General features: G+C 48.2%; 24 protein-coding genes. 4 read left to right on the forward strand and 20 right to left on the reverse strand.

The genetic code is table 11. The features are described from left to right. Positions 1-7 precede the first annotated feature (7 nt). Positions 8-2,194: a TonB-dependent receptor domain-containing protein gene (locus tag I0P70_RS02775; protein ID WP_196114678.1), complete on the reverse strand. Its 2,187-nt coding sequence runs from the start codon at positions 2,192-2,194 to the stop codon at positions 8-10. A gap of 84 nt (positions 2,195-2,278) precedes the next feature. Further along, the gene (locus I0P70_RS02780) at positions 2,279-2,578 is read right to left on the reverse strand and encodes a DUF6660 family protein (protein WP_370583172.1); all 300 of its coding nucleotides are present in this window, start codon (positions 2,576-2,578) and stop codon (positions 2,279-2,281) included. A gap of 652 nt (positions 2,579-3,230) precedes the next feature. Here I0P70_RS02780 and I0P70_RS02785 point away from each other — a divergent pair. Continuing rightward, on the forward strand, positions 3,231-3,470 hold the full coding sequence (locus I0P70_RS02785; RefSeq protein WP_230391958.1) for a hypothetical protein: 240 nt from the start codon (positions 3,231-3,233) through the stop codon (positions 3,468-3,470). Between the two features lie 206 nt (positions 3,471-3,676). Here I0P70_RS02785 and merA read toward each other — a convergent pair whose 3' ends face one another. From merA to I0P70_RS02860, 15 genes are all read right to left on the reverse strand, one after another. After that, positions 3,677-5,083 carry a mercury(II) reductase gene (gene merA / locus I0P70_RS02790; RefSeq protein WP_196114681.1) on the reverse strand — a complete coding sequence of 469 codons (1,407 nt, stop codon included), beginning with the start codon at positions 5,081-5,083 and terminating at the stop codon, positions 3,677-3,679. A gap of 2 nt (positions 5,084-5,085) precedes the next feature. Continuing rightward, positions 5,086-5,688, reverse strand: a complete 603-nt coding sequence (gene merTP / locus I0P70_RS02795) for a mercuric transport protein MerTP (RefSeq protein ID WP_196114682.1) — start codon at positions 5,686-5,688, stop codon at positions 5,086-5,088. Continuing rightward, a complete protein-coding gene (locus I0P70_RS02800) occupies positions 5,685-6,056 on the reverse strand; it encodes a metalloregulator ArsR/SmtB family transcription factor (protein ID WP_196114683.1) in 372 nt (123 codons plus the stop codon). The genes merTP and I0P70_RS02800 overlap by 4 nt, the downstream gene beginning before the upstream one ends. Before the next feature lie 337 nt (positions 6,057-6,393). Then, on the reverse strand, positions 6,394-7,488 hold the full coding sequence (locus I0P70_RS02805; protein ID WP_196114684.1) for a site-specific integrase: 1,095 nt from the start codon (positions 7,486-7,488) through the stop codon (positions 6,394-6,396). A 12-nt stretch (positions 7,489-7,500) separates the two neighbouring features. Beyond that, entirely contained in the window at positions 7,501-7,803 is a 303-nt protein-coding gene (locus tag I0P70_RS02810; RefSeq protein WP_196114685.1) for a hypothetical protein, read from the reverse strand. Between the two features lie 57 nt (positions 7,804-7,860). Beyond that, complete coding sequence (locus tag I0P70_RS02815) at positions 7,861-8,217, reverse strand: helix-turn-helix domain-containing protein (protein WP_196114686.1); 357 nt, start codon at positions 8,215-8,217, stop codon at positions 7,861-7,863. A gap of 208 nt (positions 8,218-8,425) precedes the next feature. Then, positions 8,426-9,841 carry a tRNA uridine-5-carboxymethylaminomethyl(34) synthesis GTPase MnmE gene (mnmE, locus tag I0P70_RS02820; RefSeq protein ID WP_196114687.1) on the reverse strand — a complete coding sequence of 472 codons (1,416 nt, stop codon included), beginning with the start codon at positions 9,839-9,841 and terminating at the stop codon, positions 8,426-8,428. Between the two features lie 181 nt (positions 9,842-10,022). After that, on the reverse strand, positions 10,023-10,559 hold the full coding sequence (locus I0P70_RS02825) for a thioredoxin fold domain-containing protein (protein WP_196114688.1): 537 nt from the start codon (positions 10,557-10,559) through the stop codon (positions 10,023-10,025). A 73-nt stretch (positions 10,560-10,632) separates the two neighbouring features. Further along, positions 10,633-11,511 (reverse strand): metal ABC transporter permease, encoded by an 879-nt coding sequence (locus tag I0P70_RS02830; protein WP_196114689.1) that lies wholly within the window; start codon positions 11,509-11,511, stop codon positions 10,633-10,635. A gap of 279 nt (positions 11,512-11,790) precedes the next feature. Next, entirely contained in the window at positions 11,791-13,074 is a 1,284-nt protein-coding gene (locus I0P70_RS02835; protein WP_196114690.1) for an iron chelate uptake ABC transporter family permease subunit, read from the reverse strand. A 23-nt stretch (positions 13,075-13,097) separates the two neighbouring features. Further along, positions 13,098-13,889, reverse strand: a complete 792-nt coding sequence (locus tag I0P70_RS02840) for a metal ABC transporter ATP-binding protein (RefSeq protein WP_196114691.1) — start codon at positions 13,887-13,889, stop codon at positions 13,098-13,100. 12 nt (positions 13,890-13,901) lie between these two features. Next, a complete protein-coding gene (locus tag I0P70_RS02845) occupies positions 13,902-14,834 on the reverse strand; it encodes a metal ABC transporter solute-binding protein, Zn/Mn family (protein WP_196114692.1) in 933 nt (310 codons plus the stop codon). Position 14,835: 1 nt separating this feature from the next. Continuing rightward, a complete protein-coding gene (locus I0P70_RS02850; RefSeq protein WP_196114693.1) occupies positions 14,836-15,492 on the reverse strand; it encodes a metal-dependent transcriptional regulator in 657 nt (218 codons plus the stop codon). A gap of 233 nt (positions 15,493-15,725) precedes the next feature. Continuing rightward, positions 15,726-16,724: a 3-oxoacyl-ACP synthase III family protein gene (locus tag I0P70_RS02855; RefSeq protein ID WP_007658843.1), complete on the reverse strand. Its 999-nt coding sequence runs from the start codon at positions 16,722-16,724 to the stop codon at positions 15,726-15,728. A 76-nt stretch (positions 16,725-16,800) separates the two neighbouring features. Then, on the reverse strand, positions 16,801-17,931 hold the full coding sequence (locus I0P70_RS02860; RefSeq protein WP_196114694.1) for a glycosyltransferase: 1,131 nt from the start codon (positions 17,929-17,931) through the stop codon (positions 16,801-16,803). A gap of 51 nt (positions 17,932-17,982) precedes the next feature. On the opposite strand from I0P70_RS02860, the gene I0P70_RS02865 reads away from it, so the two are divergent. Beyond that, positions 17,983-18,795, forward strand: coding sequence for a 2,3,4,5-tetrahydropyridine-2,6-dicarboxylate N-succinyltransferase (locus I0P70_RS02865; RefSeq protein WP_196114695.1), 813 nt, complete (start codon positions 17,983-17,985; stop codon positions 18,793-18,795). 83 nt (positions 18,796-18,878) lie between these two features. Here I0P70_RS02865 and I0P70_RS02870 read toward each other — a convergent pair whose 3' ends face one another. Together I0P70_RS02870 and I0P70_RS02875 are read right to left on the reverse strand one after the other, a co-directional pair. Further along, the gene (locus I0P70_RS02870; protein WP_196114696.1) at positions 18,879-19,268 is read right to left on the reverse strand and encodes a VOC family protein; all 390 of its coding nucleotides are present in this window, start codon (positions 19,266-19,268) and stop codon (positions 18,879-18,881) included. Between the two features lies 1 nt (position 19,269). After that, positions 19,270-20,175 (reverse strand): 3-hydroxybutyryl-CoA dehydrogenase, encoded by a 906-nt coding sequence (locus tag I0P70_RS02875; RefSeq protein WP_196114697.1) that lies wholly within the window; start codon positions 20,173-20,175, stop codon positions 19,270-19,272. A gap of 435 nt (positions 20,176-20,610) precedes the next feature. On the opposite strand from I0P70_RS02875, the gene I0P70_RS02880 reads away from it, so the two are divergent. Both I0P70_RS02880 and I0P70_RS02885 read left to right on the forward strand, forming a co-directional pair. Continuing rightward, positions 20,611-20,763, forward strand: coding sequence for a lmo0937 family membrane protein (locus tag I0P70_RS02880; RefSeq protein WP_007660459.1), 153 nt, complete (start codon positions 20,611-20,613; stop codon positions 20,761-20,763). 67 nt (positions 20,764-20,830) lie between these two features. Continuing rightward, entirely contained in the window at positions 20,831-20,980 is a 150-nt protein-coding gene (locus tag I0P70_RS02885; protein ID WP_007660460.1) for a lmo0937 family membrane protein, read from the forward strand. Positions 20,981-21,051: 71 nt separating this feature from the next. Here I0P70_RS02885 and I0P70_RS02890 read toward each other — a convergent pair whose 3' ends face one another. Beyond that, positions 21,052-21,741, reverse strand: a complete 690-nt coding sequence (locus tag I0P70_RS02890) for a hypothetical protein (RefSeq protein ID WP_196114698.1) — start codon at positions 21,739-21,741, stop codon at positions 21,052-21,054. Between the last annotated feature and the right edge of the window lie 30 nt (positions 21,742-21,771).

Here is a 21,771-nt window from a genome sequence, read left to right on the forward strand (position 1 = left end):
GCGGTAACTATAAAATGTTCAGTTTAATGCCACCGTTTATTACCCTGCCATCCACGGGCGCATAAATTTCATTGAAATCAGGGTTTCTCATGCTGCCAGTATAGATGCTGCCGAACCTGCTTTGCCTGGTGTCGAAGATGTTTTCGAAATTGAGGAACAGGGAAAACCTCTCGAACATTTTCTCTATCATCACTCCGTTTATCCAGTAATCACGCCCTCTGCTGCCATCTGTCAACCGCTGTGGGGAGAAGTAGTAGGCTTCCAGACCGATGCGGAAGTTGTCCTCCTTTTCCAGCATCAGCACCGTGTTCACCCGATGCTTGGGCGTAAGCGGCATGTCATTCACTTCTCCGTTGTAGTGCTGTCTGGCATCGGTGTAGGTGTAGCCAAGGAACAGCTTCGCCCACTCGTAGCCGAACTTCATGTTGGTCTCCACGCCTTTGGTGTCCACGTACCCGTTGGCGTTCTGAAACTCATACAGGTTGTCTGGTCGCAGCGTGAGGATGAGCGGACTGTTCAGATAAGTATAAAAGAACATGTGGTTGATGCTGAAGGTGACCTCTTCCCCGATGAAGGTGTTGAAGTTGATGTCAGCGTTACCACCTATGGAGGTTTCAGCCTCTGTCTGGCTGATGTTCAGCGGAAGAATATTGCGGAAGGTAACATCCTCTGCCTCCTGCGTAAATATGGTTGGTGTCTTATAGCCCATGCCACCACCGATACGGGAGGTAAGCCTGTCGCTTAGCTTGAACAGAGCCGAAACCCGTGGCAGCACAAAAAGCCCCCTGGTCTTGTTGGCTGGCGAAGGGGTGACATAGTCGGCTCTCAGACCAGATTCCAGTACAAACCATTTCGCTGGCGTAAACGTGTTCTGTGCAAAAGCACCGATTGTGGTGAGGTCGTAGTCTCTCGCCCCAATGGCATCGGCATTCCGCTCGGAGAAGTTGTCAGTCCAGAGGTTTGCGCCTATCACCCAATCATTTTTTTCGCAGTTGAGGCTATATGCCACTTCGCTGAAACTGGCAGTCTGCTCTCCATCAAAGCCATAGTCAGGCACTGCGATGTTTCTGTTGAAGAAACTCAGGCTATTCTTCACCGACAGCAGAGACTGCTCTGACAAACGATGCTCCAAATTAAACTGCGTGGACAGGCGTTCCGTGTTGTTTTGCTCAAAGTAGAACTCACCTTCCTCTCTGTCGATAAAGCGCATATCGCCTCCCAAACGGTCTTCCTGCGATGCGTTTACACCCAACGAAAGCGTTGTGCGGTCGCTTGGGTAATAATAGAGTGTGGGGTTTGCCGTGTAACGCTTAAACTCTGGTATAGCGGAAAAACCGATGTCGGCAGGGGCATAGGCTTGGTTAGCGTTTCTGGAAGCAAACACGGTGACACCGAATTTACCTAACTTCTTGCCGTAGAAACCGCTCAGGTCAAGCCCGTTGGCACTGGTAACGTTTGCCATCAGGCTCAGTTCCCCTTCCTCGGTTGGCTTCTTTATTATCAGGTTGACAAGACCAGCTATCGCACCCCCACCGTATAGGGTGGAAGAACTACCTTTGATAACTTCTACCTGGTAGAGATTGAGCGGTGGAATCTGCATGATGCTCAGACCGCTTGAAAAGCCAGAGTAGAGCGGAAACCCATCCTGTAGTATCTGTGTGTAGCGACCATCCAAGCCCTGGATACGGATGTTGGCATTGGCACTTGTAGCTGATGTCTGCTGTGTCTGGATGCCAGTACTTTCACTCAACAGCATCCTGATATCTCCTGGTTTCATGTTCGCCTTCTCACCAAGTTCTTCCAGTGTGATGGCTTCCACACGGGTCGGAATGTCCTCTATTGTTCGGCTGCTACGGGTAGTGGTGACCACTACTTCCTCAAGTTCTTCACCACCTGGCTCCAACAACACTATAAGCGGAGTTGACTGAGTGAGCGGAAAGTTAAGGGTGTCCACCCTGTCCTCATACCCGATATAGCCGAACCTGATTACCTGCTTTCCATCAGGGATGTTCCTTAGTTCAAGTTCTCCATTGGCATCGGCACTGGCACCTATTGCTGTTCCCTGAACGGCAGCGGTCGCCCCGACTAACGGTTGATTTGTTTCGCTATCCCTTAGGACAGCTTTCAATGTATTCTGGCTATACGCCATCGTGCTGCTCAATAAACTGAGCAGTACAAAGATGTACTTCTTCATTCTTTTTTGTCTAATGCTTTGATAGGAGTTAGGTACGATACATAAGGGTACCGCATGTCAGGTGACAAGGTCACTTTTATGGCATTAGCTTAATTTTGGTGGCTGCCAGATGGAATGGTAGTACTTATGGAAGAACTCTTGCCTGTATTCCGTAAAGAGGTTGTGGCTCGGGGTAGAAAGCGAAACTGGCTCTGCTGTAAAGCATGTCAGTGTAAAACCGATGCAGGACGAGCAACTGTAGAAGGGCGAACAGACATCGGCTTCATCTTCATTACTATCGGTTTTCTCAGTCTTAACTTCAGTGGCGCAGTTGTCGGTGATGCAGCAAGGCGAAACCGAGAGCGTTACGATTAACAAGGTTAATATGATAGTAAAGACTTTCACGCTGCAAAGATACAGATTCTGAAATTCAGTTTCAACGTGTTGCTTCTACTCGTTGGCTTCCACCTAACGGAAGCATCCTGACTCTGAGGGAGCGAACTTCAGGAGTTGGTTCCGTTTTCGATTAAGTTAACAAGTAAACATAGTTTGTGCTGATACTTCTGAATCAGCGACATCAAATAAGATACGCAGCTTACAAGAAACGATATCTGTTTACAGTATCTGCGCAATCTTCTCCTTTCTTCGACCTTTCATCAACGTTTTAAAGCCACTGAGCGAGTTTTATTAGCCTAAGCTTATATTTGTGCCTAAGGTGGTATTAAGCTGCTCCTGGTTCGTGACTCCTGTAACTCATGATTGTAGTTATAAAGTAGTAAGATTACTCGTCCAGTTTCACCAGAACATGGCATAGATTGTTTAACTGACTTCATTTACTGACATACTCCATCCATGTATGGGTGAATCATCATCGGGGGTAGCTGTCAAGTAACCATTTGTTTTCCTGCATGTACAATAAGCCACAATGCTACTGTCCTGCCTCTTGTATAGTATGTCCGTTGGAAGTTCAGCGTAAAAGGGTAGACTGTGAAAAAAGGATTATTGCAGTAACTTTAACTCTCGCATGAACCGCATTTTTAGCAACAGCGAACACTTTATGAGTCTTCTAAACAAACTCCACACCCTTATCATTCTGGTAGCGGTGCTGCTTGGGTTGCTGCTTACGCAGATACCTCTTGTAGAAGCGCATGCAGCCTCTTTCATCATCCCGTTCCTGATGCTTTACGGCTTGTTCTTAGCCATGTCGCTAAGAGGGCTAAAGCAAGGATTCCTGCATAAGAGGTTCGTAACCATAAGCCTTCTTATCAACTTCGTCTGGACACCGCTGCTGGCGTGATTGGACCTCTGGTGGAGGTGCCTGCGCTGATACTGCTGGTTAATGTAGCCTTCTGGTTCAAGCGGAAATTGTATAGCAAGGAGAAGGAACTGACAACTACATAAAATTGAAGATTGAATACGAAAAAAGAGTTGCCTGATACTAAGCAACTCTTTTTGTTTTTGCATTCATAGCAACTTTGAGAGCAGTTTCTCGCTCATTGGTTATTAACCAGCGCAACAACTCATTTTCTTCACGTCTTTTGTAAAAGACATGGCTGCCAGCTTTACGCCCTCAGCCAGTGTCAGGTACGGGTGGAGTGCCGAGGCGAGTTCCTTCACCGTTATACCATACCTGATGGCAAGGCTCAACTCCATCGTCAGTTCGCTCCCCTCTGGTGCCACTATCCTTGCGCCTATTAACTGGTCGGTCTCGCTGTTGCGAATCAGTTTGATGAAGCCACGGGTGTCCAATGCCGCAATGCTTCGTGGAACCTCCGACAATGGCATCACGCTTGCCTCATAGGGTACACCTTTTTGCTTAGCCTGTTCTTCGTCCATGCCCACGCCAGCAACCTGTGGGTCAGTAAAGACCACCCAAGGCAATACACTATAGTCTACCTTGTGGCTTGCGCCCTGGAAGGCATTGCCCACCGCTGTCGTACCTTCATAAGCTGCTGTATAGACGAACGGTGGGTGCGTGTTCACGTCTCCGATGGCATAAATATTAGGCACGTTCGTTTCAAGGTACTCATTCACCATCACATGTCCTTTCCTACCTGTTTCCACACCTGCTTTATCCAAACCTAAGCTATCGGTGTTTGCTTTCCTTCCAGTAGCAACAACAAGATGGGAGGCTTCAAGGGTCTGGTTTTGACCGTTTACCTCAACATCAGCTTTGACCATACCGCTTTCCTGCCACACTCGCCTGATGGCAGCACCAGTCCTGATATCCACGCCTTCGGCACTCAGGTGCCTTGTCAGTTCATCCGTTACGTCTGTTTCCTCCGTTGCCAGCACACGGTCTAACGCCTCGACAACAGTGACCCTTGTGCCTAAGCGGTTGTAAAGCTGCGCCATTTCTAAGCCGATGTAGCCTCCACCCACGATGAGAAGCGAGTCAGGCTGCTCTTCCATGTCAAAGAGGGTGTCGTTGGTAAGGTAGGGAGTATCCGAAAGACCATCAATGGGTGGGATGAAAGTGGTGGAGCCTGTGGCAATGGCTATTTTTATTCCTTTATATGATTCACCGTTAACTGTAACAGTGTTCTTGTCTGCAAACTCCGCATGCCCTTCCAGCACGGTCAGGTTTTTCAGGTCAGCCAGCAGGTCCAGGTACTTACGGCTCTGCATCTCTGAGACGAGTGCCTTCTTTTGCTGGATGATACTTTTAAAATTAACCTCGGCACCCTTGGGCTGCACTCCATCAAAAGGGGAGTGCATGGAATGCCGCACGCTCTCGGCAGCCCTGATAAGGAACTTGGAAGGCACGCAGCCCACGTTTACGCACGTGCCACCCAAAGGCAAGCCACCGTTAACCATAAGCGTGGAGAGTTGCAGGTCATTGGCTCTGATGGCTGCGGCAAAGGCAGCGGAGCCACCCCCGATGATGATTAAGTCAAACTGTTGTTCCATAGCTATCTTTCTTTTTGTTTTGTTACCTTGTAAGCAGTTCTCAATACGGCTTCCCTGATGGCTGACACATTGGTTTTGGTGCTGTCGAACTCCACCACGGCATTACCGCTGTCATAGGATGCCTTCGCATTCACGATGCCGCTCAGCGCATTCACCTCCTGCTCCACGTGCGCCTCGCATCCGCTGCACGTCATGCCGCTGATGCTGAACTCCACGGTTCTGGTGGTGTTGATGCCTGCTGCTGGTGTCTGCGCTCCCTGCTTCGGGCTTGGGTAGAACACATGGGAGAATGAGGGGAAGGCGAGCATCACGGCTGCGAAGACCGTGACCAGCAACAGAAAGGGCTTTGACTGGAAGAAGCCTGGCTTATCTGCCTCACAGTCGCAGTCGGTTTGGGAGGGCGTGCGAAGCTTCTGATACCACGCCACCCCGAGAGTCAGCACTGTCGCCCCTATCAGCACGTATCGGTACGGTTCCAAAAATGAAAACGATGATGCCAGACCGCTCGTGCCAGCAAGCAATGCCAGCAGGGGGGTGATACAGCACAGGGAGGCTGCGACTGCGCTCAGCACGCCCAATCCGATGAATCTGCTTTCTGTTCTCATGCCAGTTCAAATATTTTGTTGCCTTCCAGTAGCTTGAAGAATGGTCTGAGCAGTTGCTCGTACTGCGGAGTGAGGGAGTAGAAGATGGTCTTGCCCTCTTTTTTGGGTTTGATGAGGTCTCGGTCTTTGAGTTTGCGCAGGTGCTGCGAAACGGCAGAGACAGTGATGCCAAGCACATCGCTCAGGTCGCACACGCACAGCCTCTGTTCTTCGTAGAGCAGAAAGAGAATCTTCATCCTTACGTTGTTGCCAGCCAGTTCAAGTCCTTGTGACAGTTCCTCAAAGGAGCCGCTGAGTTCTGTTACACGTTCTCTGCACCGCTTTATCTGGCTTTCGTCCGCTTCTTCTCTTATACAGGTGATTTCCATTTTATCAGTTTATCATTTAAGCAACTGCTAAAATAACGAAAAACTTTTGAAACTGCTACCAAGTATTAAGACTTACATGTTGGTCTTCTTCAGATAGTACCTGCGCAATCTTCTCTTTTCTTCGACCTTTCATCCAGCTTTTAAAGCCATTAAGCGAGTTTTCTAAGCCCAAACTTATGCTCGTGCCTAATGTCGTATTAAGCTGCTCTTGGGCTTTAATTTCGTCAATTATCCAAGCTTTCGTAATGACATCGACTCCGTGAAGAAGTTGGCAATCAGTACAATAAGTTAGTAGCTGGCGTAGATTTGATTATTTACGCCAGCTACTCTTTGGAACTTAATCATCCAATGATTCTACTGCGCTCCTGAGTTTTCCAGAAGTTGATTTAGCATAAATCTCTGTAGTCTTGATGCTCCTGTGTCCAAGCAGGTTTTTGATATGGACGATATTTGTGTTGTTATTCAGTAGGTTACACGCAAAGCTGTGGCGTGAATTGTGAAACGTTATATGCTTATTTATACCTGCCTCTTTAATCCAGTTATTGATGATTACATTTGACTGGCTGTAGCGTAGCCCTTTGAAAACTTTATCATTAGGTTTACCATTAAACTCATCTTTGATATAGTCCATGGTTTTCTTAGTAATAGGTATTGCAACATATTCACCAGTTTTACCCATTCTGATTGAGCATTCATATGCTTCACCATCAATAGAGTAAATGTCTTTGATTCTTAGACTAAGTACATCTCCAAAACGAAGACCTGTGAAGCAACTAAAGATGAATGCTTTCTTCAACATCGTATGCTTTTCAAATGATGTTGCTTTAAGTTTGTCTATCTCCTGCTTTGATAAGAAACTCCGTTGAGGTTGTTTATATTTTCCTCTTCCTTTTATATGATGTGCTGGATTTGATGTGATTATCTTATCCTCAATACCAGCGTTAATCACAGCAGAAAATTTTTCAAAATAAGCTAAAGCAGAATTGTTGCTAAGTCGCTGGTGCTTTCGTGATAATGCTTTATTAAAGAGATAATCATGGTAGCTTTTGACTAAGTCTACTGTCAAATCACTGAACTTTATTGCCATTGAACCAATGAAATTTTTGAAGTGGTTGTAGGAAGAGATGTATTGCTGTTGACCTACATCCCGTTTTTGTTCCGCATAAAGTTTAAAGTATTCTGCAAAATCAGAACTTAGTGTTAAGTTCGATTTCGCACCAAATGCGTGTGGGTTGTTGCCTTTGAGAAAATCATCAACAAACTTCATAGCTTTTGCCTTGGCTTCATCATTCATCTGTTTAACTTGAGGATTGCTTTCTTCTGGATATAGTTTTCCCAATTTGACATATTCTCTTTGTTTAAAGCCATAGTAGATATCTGCATAAATGCTTGTGAATTTTTTATTCTTGCGTAGTCTTAATTTTATATTCATGGTAAATTATAATTATAGGTAACTGTTAAATAATTTCTCTGTACTGCTTGTATTTGCTGTGTTAAATCTTTCTGATGTTGTGAGTGCTTCACGTAATTGTTTAGTAGAGTAATAAATTTTGTTGCCATCTCTTATCTGCTTGTATCGAATGCCTCTTTCACGAAGAGTTTCTTTGCTGATGTCCAATAGGTATGCAGCATCATCCTGAGTAATAATATCTGTTTCCCAAAGTGTCTTTTTAGTCATGCTTTTCAGATGAAGTAATTGCAATTCATACAGTGCTTGTTGTTGTTTATCTGTGGTATTCTTTTCCATTTTAATAGAGTAAAAAATTTCAAAATCCTCCATTATGGAATCGAGAAAAGGAAATGTTTAAAATATTTTTAATTTTCTTAAAAGTTCTTCCTTTTGTAATATTATTCTATTGTTAAATCTAATTATTGGTAGTTTTTTGCTTGCTATCATCCTGCTTATTGTTCTTGTAGATATCCCGAAAAGGGTGGCAGCCTCCTTTATGGACAGGTATGCCTTTTCGTGAAGGTTATTCTCAATTACTTGGAAGGTGGCACCAGTTTCTAATTCAGTCGTTGTAATCTTGTGTTCTTTTAACCTCTGTTTGTAGGCTCTTTTGGCGCAGTAATCAGAACAGTTTTTAGTAACAGTAGTCTTTGCTATGAACTGTTTCCCGCAGTATTGGCATTTGCGTGTGATTCTGATATTGCTGCTCATGTTAATGGACCATGAAGGTCTATGGATGTCAGCAACGGACAGGTGTGGACTGTAGTGGACATAATTTCGCCACTAAGCTGCGTTAAAATGAAAAAGGAAGAATTCGTAACAAAAACGTCACAAATTCTTCCTTTAAAACAGGTTGGGAGCCTGTCGAATTCTTCTAAAATCGTGTCATACGCTCTAAAAAAGCGGTTTTTGAGTCGACCTATTTGCCGATGCAGAATTTCGTGAAAATATTATCCAACAGATCATCCGTTGTGATCTCGCCCGTAATCTGGCCAAGGCTGTAAAGCGCACGCCGTATATCAGCTGCCACCAGGTCACCGCTCATACCTAAGGCTAGTCCGTTCAGCACATCATCCAAGGCTTGGTAAGTTTTGTTCAAGCTGTCAACATGGCGTAGGTTGGTCACGATGGTTTGCTGCTGCGTATTCAGTTTGCCCAGGTTTACTTTGTTAACGAGTGCCAGTTTCAGGTCTTCCAGGTGGGCACCCTCCGCTGCAGAGATTTGCACCAGCCCTTCTATACCTGCAAAAGCAGCCAGTTTTTCGGGTGAGGCCTGATCAATCTTATTCGCGACAGGCAGGAAAGGTAACTTCTTCGGGTTAAGTATTTCCAGTTCCGATTGCAGTTCTTCAGGCGTCGTGTCAGTGATGTCGAACAGATAAATAATCAGGGAGGACTGGCTCAGCTTCTGCATGGTGCGCTCCACGCCAATAGCTTCTACTTTGTCTGTCGTTTCGCGCAATCCAGCTGTATCGATAAAGCGGAACGTGACACCGCCGATGTTAATCTCGTCTTCGATGAAGTCGCGGGTCGTACCCGGCACATCTGAAACAATGGCTTTTTCTTCGTTGAGCAGTTTGTTGAGCAGGGTGGACTTGCCCGCATTTGGCTTACCCACGATTACAGTCGGGACTCCATTTTTGATCACATTGCCCAATTCAAATGACTTGAGCAACTCACGAATGATCTGCTGTATGTTCAGGATCAGGGTGCGCAACTGGTCACGATCAGCAAATTCCACGTCTTCCTCGCCAAAGTCAAGCTCTAACTCGATCATGGAGGCAAAGTGCACTAGTTCGGCCCGCAGTCGCTTGATCTCCTGCGAAAAACCACCGCGCATCTGCTTCATGGCCACTTCATGCGAAAGAGCGGAGTCCGAAGCGATCAGGTCGGCCACGGCCTCGGCCTGGGCCAGGTCAAATTGTCCGTTGAGGAAAGCGCGTTTTGTAAACTCCCCGGCATTGGCCAGGCGAGCCCCTTTTTTCAGGAGCAGCTGCATAATCTGCTGCACGATGAAGTCGGAGCCGTGGCAGGAAATCTCCACCACATTCTCTTTGGTGTAGGAGTGAGGGGCCACAAACAGCGAAACGAGTACTTCATCAACGATTTTTTCGCCATCGCGGAGGGTTCCAAAATGGATGGTATGGCTGGCTTGTCTAGTGAGATCTTTTCCTTTGAAAACTGAATTGGTGATGGTAATGGCCTCCGGGCCTGAAAGGCGGATCACTGCGATGGCGCCTGTTCCGGACGCTGTAGCTACCGCTGTAATGGTATCGGTATGTATGAGCTGATTGGTCAAGGTATAGCTGCTTGTTATAACCGTAAAATTACGCATTTATCAGGAATGAAGCGTGATATCTGAAGAGCTGTCTGACTTGCTCTATGGATTTCCTTAGGCTTCACTGATTCTAAGCTCGGTTAAATCAGGCTCAAAATCGACTCTCATGCTGTAATGCTGCGTATTTGAAATAGGGAGATTCTACCCCCGCATGAAACGTGGGTTCCACCTTCAGAATTTACTTCTTAGTATATTCTTCCCAGGTTTTACTCTTGTGATGGTTGTCCCCAAAATAGGTTAGGATCTGGTGGAAAGTGGTTGCATCGAGGTACCCGGGCACTGGTGTGAGCATGTTAAACTTTTCGTCCAGGTATACGGTAGTCGGGTAACTCATCTGTCCCTGTAGCAGGGCTACAGCCAACTCGTGGGCACGGTATTGCTCTTTGAAGGTATAGGTATGACCATTGAGGGTGATCGGCTTTTTGCCCTCAGCGTCAAGCTTCACGGCGTAATAGTTCTTGTTAATGTAAGCCACCACCGCAGGATCAGTGAAGGTAGACTTATCCATCTTCTTGCACCACCCACACCAATCGGTGTAGACGTCAACCACAACTTTGCGAGGCTGCTTCTTGATCTTTTCAGCGGCTTCTTCTATACTGATCCAGTTAATTGTAGCGCCTTTCTGAGTGATAGGCTCAGCCGTCACTGCCTTGTGCCAAGTATAGCCTGACAGTATAAGCATGAGCAAAGGCAAAAGTAGGATTTTCTGTAGCATAGTGGGTTATCTTTGAATCAGAACGCCTAAAGAGTTGCTTTCCATATACATTGCTTTATACCTTATCTTCAGTCTAGTGTCCGACAGTCTGTACTCGTTTTTGTCTACGCAGTTTGCCATGGCTTGGCGAGAACAGGAAGGCCAGGAGGAACTCTAAACCTGTCACAGTAGCGATGGCGCCGGCAATAGACCCATCGAGCCAAACCGCCAGATAGTACCCGGCAAATGAGGCGATAATCCCCAGGAGTACCGAGGTTCCCAGCATGGTCTTGAAATCGTCGGTAAGCAGGTAAGCCGTGGCAGGAGGAGCAACCAGAAAGGCCACCACCAGAATAGCACCTACCGACTCAAATGAAGCCACCGTCGTAAGTGATACGGCACCCATCAGCAGGTAGTACCAGAGGGTAGTGGAAATGCCTATGGCTGCCGCAAAAGCCGGGTCAAAGGTGGTTAGGAAAAGCTCCTTATATCCTAGTACAATAAATAAGCCGATCAGCAGCGTGACTACCGCCAGCATCCAGACTGTGCGCGGTCCCATGCTCAGGCCTCCTTCGGTGATGATCAGGTCGAGCGGTACATAGGCTATCTCGCCATAAAGTACGCAGTCCTGGTCAAGGTCCACCTGACCGGCAAATACGGAAATCAGGATGATGCCGATGGCAAACAGCCAGGTGAATGTAACGCCAATGGCCGCATCGGCCTGTACCCGCGCAAAGCGGTGGAAGAACTCGATCAGGAAAGTAGTGAGCACGCCCAGCAGTCCGGCCCCGATTAGCATTGGAATTGTGTCACGCGAGCCCGTAAACATAAAAGCGATCACAATGCCCGGCAGCACGGCATGCGAAATAGCATCGCCCACCATGGCCATCCGCCGCAGTATCAGGAAACAACCCAACAGACTACAGCATGTTGCTACCAGACTTCCCGTCAATATGATCCAGAATGCGTTCATGTTTTTTTATTTAGCGAATGCGTGATGGAGCGAATGAGTGGTTTAAATGATTTGAAGATTCCGAAATGAAACAGTTGTAAATATCAGCTACCTGATTATCTCGGGACGAGAGAAAGGTTAAGATTTGCTGCTTCAAAAATTTTACGAATCATCTTATTGCCAATTTTTTCATATCCTCTTTCGTTACGAACTAATCTTACACCTCATCATATCTAAAAGCCCCAACCCCTTAAACGCCAGAATATCACTCAACCACTCATTCATTAATTACTAAATCCCTTAAGGTATTCTCGCACTATGCGGATCGAGATCAGGGTAATTAAGCTCTTCGATGAGGCGCTGCTCCAGTTCCGGCGTGATAATGTGTTCGATGGTTTCGGCGTCTTCATGCACGTGGTCGGAGGCCAGGTTAAGATACTGGGTCAGGTATAGCTCCCAGAGGCGGTGAAGTCGCACGACACGGCGACCGCGTTTTTCGCCTTCAGGCGTCAGCAACCAGCGCTTGTTCTCTTGTTGGAGATAACCTTGCCGCTTTAGCTTCTGTAATCCGCTTATGGCTTCTTTCCTGGGTATGTTGCGCCTTTCCAGTAATTCTTCCAAACTGCGGGCACTGTCATAGTCCTGCCGGAGTTCACCTAGCTGGTAGAGCAGTTTGAGGAGGTTTTCTTCCAGAATGCGCGTCTTATTGCGCCGCTGCCGCAGGATGCGGGCAATCCAGCCGCGACCGGGAGCAAGGGCAAACGACAGGATCGCGATCATCGATACGATCAGCACAATCCAGGGGCCTGTTGGCATTGAAGGAGCTGTATAAGAGACAAAGGCTCCTGCTATACCTGAAAATGCCCCAATCAGAGCGGCCAGTATCAGCATGACTTTCAGATTCTCTGTCCAGAAGCGCGCAGCAGCAGCAGGTGTGATCAGCATGGCAGCCATCAGCACAACGCCCACTGCCTGTATGCCGACTACCACCGCAAAAACTGTGAGCGTCGTGAGCAGTAGCTCCAGTCCGCGCACCGGAAAGCCGATGGTGCGGGCATAGGCCTGGTCGAAACAGAGCAGGGTAAGTTCTTTGTAAAAGAGCACCACCGCTACCAGAAGCAGCACAGCTACTACACCAAAAGCGATCAGGTCTTCGCCGATGAGCGAAGCGGCACTGCCAAACAGGAACTTGTCAAGTCCGCTCTGAGCGGCGTTGCCGGTCTGCTGTATGGCGGTGAGCAAGAGGATTCCGATACCAAAAAAGACCGAGAGCACAAGTCCAATGGCCGTGTCTTCTTTAATCCGTGAACGGGAGGTAATAAAATCGATCACCACTAGCGAGAGCCAGCCTGTCACGAATGCGCCGATCAGCAGTATGAACGGATTTTTGGTACCAGACAGGATAAAGGCCAAGCAGACACCTGGCAGTACGGCATGTGCCACAGCATCACCTACCAGCGCTCGCTTGCGCAGCAGCGTGAAGCAGCCTACCACTGCCGAACTCGCAGCCAGCAGCACCGAGCCCAGCGCCACGTACCGTATGTTGGCATCAGTGAAGGAGAAAAATTCTAGGAAGTCCTGCATCACAACTATTAACAATCAACAATTTAACTCTTCTCCCTTGCCGGAAATTCCTGCTTACGGAGGAGGTCGCCTACCTTGCTGAGCAGGGTGAGTTTACCGCCGTAGGTTTGTTCCAACAGTTCCTGGTTTAACACTTGTTCGGTAGGGCCGGAGGCTACCAGGCGCATGTTGAGCAGCACCACCCAGTCAAAATATTCAGAGGCGGACTGCAGATCATGGTGCACCACAATCACGGTCTTACCCTGATCACGCATCTGGCGAAGCAGTTGGATGATGGCCGTTTCGGTTGCTATGTCAACGCCGGCAAAGGGCTCGTCCATAAAATAGATGTCTGCATTCTGGGCCAGTGCCCGAGCCAGGAACACCCGCTGCTGCTGACCACCGGAAAGTTGCGAGATCTGCCGGTTGGCAAAACCCTGCATCCCCACTTTCTCGAGCGCCTCCATGGCAGCATCTTTGTCAGCTTTGCGCGGACGCTTGAACAGCCCCAATTGTCCATACCTGCCCATGAGCACCACATCAAATACCGAAGCCGGAAAATCCCAGTCCACTGACTCCCGCTGCGGAACATAGCTGATGCGGCTGTATACCTGCTTCAGCGGTTGGTCAAAGATGCGTACATAGCCGCTGCTCACCGGAAGCAGGTTCATCATGGCCTTAATCAGGGTAGACTTGCCTGCACCGTTCGGGCCAATCACACCCACGAGCGCACCGGCCGGCAAGGTGAGGTCAATGCCCCACAGCACCGGTTTGCGGTCGTAACTCACCGTCAGGTCGTGTACTTCTACAACTGGATTTTTTACTTGAAGTATCATATGCTAGACTTCTTATTTTAAAGAAGTTACAATCGTGTTCGTGTTATGTCGCACCATTCCTGTATAGGTGCCTTCAGGTGTTCCCTCTTCGCCCATGGCGTCCGAGAACAGCGTGCCGCCAATACGCACGGTATGCCCGCGTTTGCTAGCGCCCTGTACCACCGCCTCAATGGCCTTAGGTGACACAGAAGACTCCACAAACACTGCTTTGATCTTGTTAGCTACAATGAACTTGACCAGGGATGACACATCCTGCAGTCCGAACTCAGATAAGGTGGAGATGCCCTGCAGACCGCGCACCTCTATGCCGTAAGCTTCGCCATAGTAGCCAAAAGCGTCGTGCGCCGTAATCAGGATGCGTTGCTGCTCAGGTATAGAAGCAATGGCGGCTTTGGTTTCATTGTGCAGTGCTGAGAGTTCACGCAGGTAGGCTGCTGTCTGTGCCTGATATACCGTCGCATGCTGAGGGTCTTTTTTCTGCAGCTCGCTGCTTAGGTGTCCAACGACCTGCATCCAGAGCGACACATCGAACCACACATGCGGGTCATGGCTGTCGGCGTACTCAGCAGACTTTAAAAGATGGCTTTCAGGTATACCTGCCGTTGCGGCCAATACCGTTTTATAACGGCTCAGTTTCTCCAGCACTTCTCCCATTTTGCCTTCCAAGTGCAGCCCGTTGTAGATGATGACATCCGCCTCGGTCAGCTTGTTCAGGTCGCCTTGCGTAGCCTTGTATAAGTGCGGATCTACGCCGCTGCCCATGATCGCTTCTACATCAGCCGCGTCGCCTACTATATTCACAACGGCGTCCTTCAGTATACCTGTCGTGGTCACGACTCGCATCCGCTTTCCGGCCGGCACTTCGCCTCGGGTATCAACCTGGGTGCAGGCCGTACCCAACAGCAGAACCAACAGCAGATTCAGTAATAGAGCAGTGGTTTTCATGCTAGGCAGACAGGAAAATATTTCGGGCTACTTCACTGGAGATGACCAGGTTCTTTTTGTTTTCCAGGTTTATTTCCAGTGAGTTGTCGTAAGGTATTTTATCTATCACTTTAATCTTGGCTCCCAGGAATATCCCCATTTTGTCAAGGTACTGCAGGAAGAGCGGCTGTGAGTCATTGACGCCTACTACGGTTCCGGAGCTGTTCACTTCCAGTTCAGCGAGCAGGCGCTGCTGCTTGGTATTCATCTCGCCGTCTTCCGTAGGAATCGGGTCGCCGTGGGGGTCAAATTTTGGATAACCCAGGAACTCATCGAGCCGCCTGATGAGCAGATCGGAGTTGATGTGCTCCAGTTCCTCCGCCATATCGTGCACTTCATCCCAGTTGAACTTCAGCTTCTCGACCAGAAAGACCTCCCATAATCTGTGTTTGCGGATGATCTGTAAAGCCACCCGTTCGCCTTTTCCGGTCAGCGTCACGCCACGGTACTTCACATAGTCGGCTATACCTTTGGCGCTGAGCTTCCGCAGCATATCGGTTACCGACGCAGCCTTGGTGTCCAGCGCATCGGCTATGGCATTGGTGTTCACCTCTCGGTTGCCGCCATCCGAAAGTTTGTATATGGCTTTGATGTAGTTTTCTTCAGTAAAACTATGCACAGGTATGGGTTTTATTGAGTGAGTGATTGAGTGGATGAGTGAGTTTTTAATTGTTGGATGATTAAATTGTTGATTGTGGTTTTGTACCGATTCGAACGGATATCTGAACGATTTTAAGTACATGATTTGTAAGGTAGAGATGTGCTCAAAAACATACATTTACTTTCCATCTTCCAAACCTTCCAATCTTTTAATCACTCATTCGCTAACTCACTCATTCACTAAATCAGAAACTACCAACGGATAAGCGCAGAGGCCCAGGTGAAGCCAGAGCCGAAAGCTGCCATACATACCAGGTCTCCCTCTTTGATGCGCCCTTCCTGCACGGCTTCGCTCAAAGCGATCGGTACAGAAGCTGCGGTGGTATTGCCATACTTGTGAATGTTGCTCATCACTTTTTCGGCTGGCAGCCCCATCTTCTGCTGTATGTAAGACGTGATGCGCAGGTTGGCCTGGTGAGGTATAAGCATGTCTACATCAGATGCCTTATAGCCATTTTTGTTAAGTGCTTCTTCAATTACTTCGGGGAAGCGTGTCACGGCATGTTTGAACACCTGGTTGCCGTTCATGTAAGGGTAAATCGTGCCTTCATCGATCATCTCATGCGTCAGGCGGTCCTTTTTGGTACTGCCCGGATCAATCACAGCCAGCTCTTCAGCAAACTCGCCATCGGAGTGCAGGTGCGTGGACAAGATGCCGCGCTCGTTGCTTTCAGAAGGAGTGAGGACCACTGCACCTGCACCGTCACCGAAGATCACCGATACGTTACGGCCGCGGGTAGAGAAGTCGAGGCCGTTCGAGTGAATCTCGGAGCCCACCACCAGGATATTGTCATACATGCCGGTTTTGATGAACTGATCGGCTACTGAGAGGGCATACACAAAACCAGAGCACTGGTTACGCACATCTAGTGCTGGAATCTCTTTCAGACCCATTTCACGTTGCATGAGCACCCCGGAGCCAGGGAACACATAGTCCGGGCTGAGGGTGGCAAACACGATCATGTCTACGTCTTCAGGCTTCAGGCCTGCCATTTCAAGTGCTTTCATGGAGGCCTTGGCTCCCATATTGGAGGTGGTATCTACTCCTTCCTGGAAGTAGCGACGTTCCTGTATACCTGTTCGCTCACGGATCCATTCGTCAGAAGTTTCCATGAGTTTTTCCAGATCAAAATTGGTGACCACCTTCTCAGGTACATAATGGCCTACGCCAGCTATCTTTGAATTTCGCATAATATAAGGTTTAGCTTTACAAATATACTGATTCTATTTCAATTTAGATTCGTCTAAAAATTATTTTTAATTCTGTCTATACCTGAGATAGTAGTTGGTTGATGACATGCAACAGTTTTACTTCTTCGCTTTCCCAGTAAATGGAAGCAGGTATACCTGACCGATAAAAGGCGCTAGTGTTCAATTGTCTGGTAAGCCCGTCTACGTTTATTTGGCTAAAGTCAACAGATATACCGGCGTCGTTTCCCTCTACTATACCTTTCCACAAAGGGTTTTCCTGGATCAGAATAGGTAGTCCGAAGGCCATGTATTCATATAGCTTAGTAGGGATGCACCGGAATGTGCTGGCATTGGGTCGATAGGGCAACAAGCCAATGTGGCTACATTGTACCTGCTGCAGAATGTCTTGGTGCGGTACCAGTTTGTCACCGCCTATTAGCTCCACGTAGGGCAGCGCCTGGCAGGCTTTTCTGAGTTTTGTCAAGGTATGGCTGCTGGCACAGTAACCGATAATGGTCAGCTTCACATTGCCCCGAACCGCCTGCAGTTGCTTTGCCAGCCCAATGGCTTCCCATACCCCGTACTCCTCCGCTATAGTGCCACTGTAGATCAGGCGCAACTGCCTGGCAGGTGGCAGGCTGACTGGTGTTGCAGGCTGTACCGGATTGCCTTTGTACTTGTTCTGGATAAAGGTATAGCGGTTGCTGATAAAGGGTAGTTCATCGGCATAGCTGGTCTCAGCCAGCAGGAAGTGATCAGTGTGGCTGGCTGCTATCTTTTCAACACTCCGTACCGCCAAGGCCAGCAGGTGCTTGAGAGGCCAGCTGTAGTTGTGCTGCGCACGCAAGTTGAGGCTATAATTTTCCTGTATGTCATAAATGATCCGGGTGCCATACCTGGCTTTATACAGCAGAGTAGGTAGCAACAGTTCGTGTGTGCCTACAATGACTAACTGTGGTCTGATGTGCTGCAGCAGACGGTAGTAGTCACGCTGGGCAGCCATACGGCCGGCACTCAGCCTGCGAAACCGGAAGATCGGGTAGAAGTGCATGTTGGCGGGTGCCCCGGCAGGTATAGGCGCTGCGTAACCGGCTAAATGGATGCTCACGTCTGCTAATTTGCTTAGTGACGAGCCCAGCTTTTCATAAAGTCGGGTATCATTTATAGGTTTCAGGAGCGAGGCCAGCAGGATTCTCTTTTCAGACATCGCCTAAATTTAATACTTTTACGCATTCATTCTCTAAAAACGAAAAATAGCATGGCATTACAGCAGATAATAGAGCAGGCCTGGGAAAACCGTGACTTGCTGAAAGAACAGAATACGATTGAGGCGATTCGCGCTGTCATAGAAGAGCTTGACAAAGGACGTCTGCGTGTGGCAGAGCCGGCAGGTGACGACTGGAAAGTAAACGAGTGGGTGAAGAAGGCGGTGCTGATGTACTTCCCGATCCAGGCCATGAAAACGATCGAAGTGGGGCCGTTTGAGTTTCATGACAAGATCGCTCTGAAGAAGAATTATGCTGAGTTGGGTGTGCGTGTCGTACCGCATGCTGTGGCCCGTTATGGTGCCTATCTAGCCAAAGGTGTGATCATGATGCCATCTTACGTGAACATTGGCGCCTACGTAGAAGAGGGAACGATGGTGGATACCTGGGCGACTGTAGGCAGCTGCGCGCAGGTAGGCAAGCATGTGCACCTGAGTGGTGGTGTTGGATTGGGCGGCGTGCTGGAGCCAGTACAGGCAGCCCCGGTGATTATTGAAGACGGAGCCTTCATCGGATCGCGCAGCATCCTGGTTGAAGGTTGCCGCATTGGCAAAGAAGCAGTGATCGGTGCGGGTGTAACTATCACAGGCAGCTCCAAAATCATTGACGTGACTGGCAGCGAGCCGAAGGAATACAAAGGCTATGTGCCGCCGCGTGCCGTGGTAATACCTGGTTCTTATACCAAGAAATTCCCTGCAGGCGACTTCCAGGTGCCTTGCGCCCTGATTATTGGCCAGCGCAAGGAGAGTACTGATCTGAAAACTTCGCTCAACGATGCACTTCGTGAAAACGCAGTAGCCGTTTAGTTTCTATACTTCCCTTTATTTAACAGAAATCCCCCAGCTGATACAGCTGGGGGATTTCTGTTTTTTTAAGGTGACCCTTCAATTTAGCCTCTTGAATGCAGGGCAATACGGTTGCCTTCGGTGTCGAGGAACAAGGCCATGAAGCCAATGTCTTCTGCTATCAGGGTTTTGTCCTGCAGTACTTTTCCACCCGCCTGCCCCACCTTCGCCAGTTCATTAGCCAGATCGCCTGAAGGGGAGGAGAAGTATACTAGTGTGCCTTCGGTTGATGGAGTATAGTGCTTTTCGCTCTTTACCAAAGAACCGGGAGCACCGGCGCCTTCATCTGACCAGGGGAACCAAGCCATTTCCTCTACGCCCATCGGTTGGTATTGCAAGGTATAGCCGAGTACAGATTCGTAAAAACGAATGGCCCGTGGCATGTCTGTCACCGGTATCTCAAACCAGCCCACTACATTAAAGGTCTGTGCCATACTATTGAGCGAAATGCTTTTTCTTGAAACGGTCCGCCACAAGAAGCTCTTTCGTGCCGTGTGTCCAGGAATAGAAGCCTTGTCCTGACTTCACGCCCTTGTGGCCGGCCTGCACCATGTTCACGAGCAGTGGGCAAGGTGCGTATTTAGGATTGCCGAAGCCATCGTGCAGCACGTTCAGGATAGAAAGGCATACGTCCAGCCCAATGAAGTCTGCCAGTTGCAGTGGTCCCATCGGATGCGCCATACCTAGCTTCATGATCGTGTCGATCTCTTCTACGCCAGCCACACTTTCATAGAGGGAGTAAATGGCCTCGTTGATCATCGGCATCAGGATGCGGTTGGCCACAAAGCCAGGGTAGTCGTTGCACTCAGTAGGCACTTTGCCCAGCTGCAGCGACATGTCCATTACCCGGCTGGTCACTTCGTCAGAAGTTGAGTAGCCGCGGATGATCTCCACCAGTTTCATCACCGGCACCGGATTCATGAAGTGCATGCCAATCACTTTGTCAGGGCGGTTGGTTACCGAAGCGATTTTAGTAATGGAGATAGAGGAGGTGTTGCTGGCCAGTATCGCCTCTGGCTTGGCAAACGCATCCAGGTCTCTGAAAATCTTCAGTTTCAGGTCCACATTTTCGGTGGCTGCCTCTACAATCAGGTCGGCCCCCTGAACACCCTTTCTAAGGTCGGTAGAAGTGCTGATGCGATCCAGTGTCTGGCTTTTTTGCTCTTCCGTCAGGTTGCCTTTGGCCATGATGCGGTCGAGGTTTTTGGTAATAGTGGCGAGTGCCTTATTGAGCGCCTCCTCCGAAATGTCAACCAATGAAACTGAGAAACCATTCTGGGCAAACACGTGGGCGATGCCGTTGCCCATAGTGCCCGAACCAATGACTGCTATTTTCTTCATAGTACTATATGCGTGTAGTTAAAAATCTATTACAAAGCTAACAGAATTCGGACAAACATCGGTTTTAAAAACATTTCTCTTGGAAGACTTCAATTTTTAAGGTCGTGTAAAGCCAGATGGGGTACCTTTAGGTACCAGGTATAGTTAATATTCTATACAAAATTATGTCAGGCAATTTTATTTGTAACCGATGCGTCGATTTAACTGTAAATCAAAGGAATATCGACCTATTTTAAGTGGTCTTTTATAATTGATAAATAAAATATTGGTTTAAAGTATACAAAAAAATGCGATTATATACATCCTTTAAAGTATAGGGCTCGTAAAAAGCTTAAAACAAAAAAATGCAAAGCTGGTTAATAGGCCGGTTTTGAAAACAAAGCAGACGGTTTTGCTTTCAATGCATTGAAAAGGAGAAATTAAAACTTAACAACTATGGGAAATTTACTGTATATCATAGCCGTTGTGCTAGTTATCTTTTGGCTGATCGGATTCCTCGGATTCCCTGACGCTGTAGGTGGTATTATCCACGTACTATTAGTGCTGGCTGTTATCGCAGTACTGCTGCGACTGATACGAGGCGCTTAACCTATATAGCGGAACTACGTTAGATAGGATAACAGACTATATTTTCGAAATTAAAATATTTAAAACTATGGGAAATTTATTGTATATCATAGCCGTTGTGCTAGTTATCTTTTGGCTGATCGGATTCCTCGGATTCCCTGATGCTGTAGGTGGATTGATTCACATCTTATTGGTGATCGCCGTGATCGTGGTACTGCTACGACTCATAAGGGGCTGATAATACTAACTCAAAAACAGAAAAGGCTGCAAGCAATTGCAGCCTTTTCTGTTTTATAGCTTTGTTTGGGATTACTTTCTGAAAGGAAAGCTAAAACCAGCCCTGATAACCGGGTTTGAGTAAGGGGAGGCATATGAGTCGTTGAAGTTGTAAAGTAGCAATATATCCGCTGCACCCCGTTCGCCAATTTTTTGCCGGTAGCCGAGTCCGGCCATAGGTATACCTATAAAGCGCCTGCTGAATTCGTAAACTCCTGTATTGTAATTCATCAGAGGAAGTTCCACGCTCAGTTGCTCAAATTCACCATGAATCACGAAGTTTTCAAATACCTGCTGCTGCGCAAATACGCGGCCGCCATAGTTGTGCATGCTGTCGCCCCTAAACCTCCTGTAATGATAAACTCCGCCTATACCTAGCCAAAAGGTTTCAGTAGCCCGATAGCCCAGTACAGGAAGTAGTGATATATTGGTGAAGGTTCCAAACTGCAGGCCGAAGCTGCCACCCCAGAACATGCGATCGATCAGCGCCTGTGGTGCTTCTTCGCCCGGGCGAACCACCTGCGGGCGGATTACCTCTGGCTGGGTTTGTGGCTGTGTTACACGGGGCTGTCGCTGCTGTTGCTGCGGTTCAACCGTAGGGCCTGTGGGCAACTCGCGTTTGCGGCGCACTGTGTCTGGTTCAACTTGGGCCATGGCCGCTGTGCTGCCCAGCAGGCAGCACAGGATCAGTACCAGTAGTTTGTAGCTATAGCGTAGCGGCATATCTTGCTTTATTACAGGTTGTCGCAGGTA

It is taken from the genome of Pontibacter sp. FD36 (assembly GCF_015686655.1).
Lineage (GTDB): Bacteria > Bacteroidota > Bacteroidia > Cytophagales > Hymenobacteraceae > Pontibacter.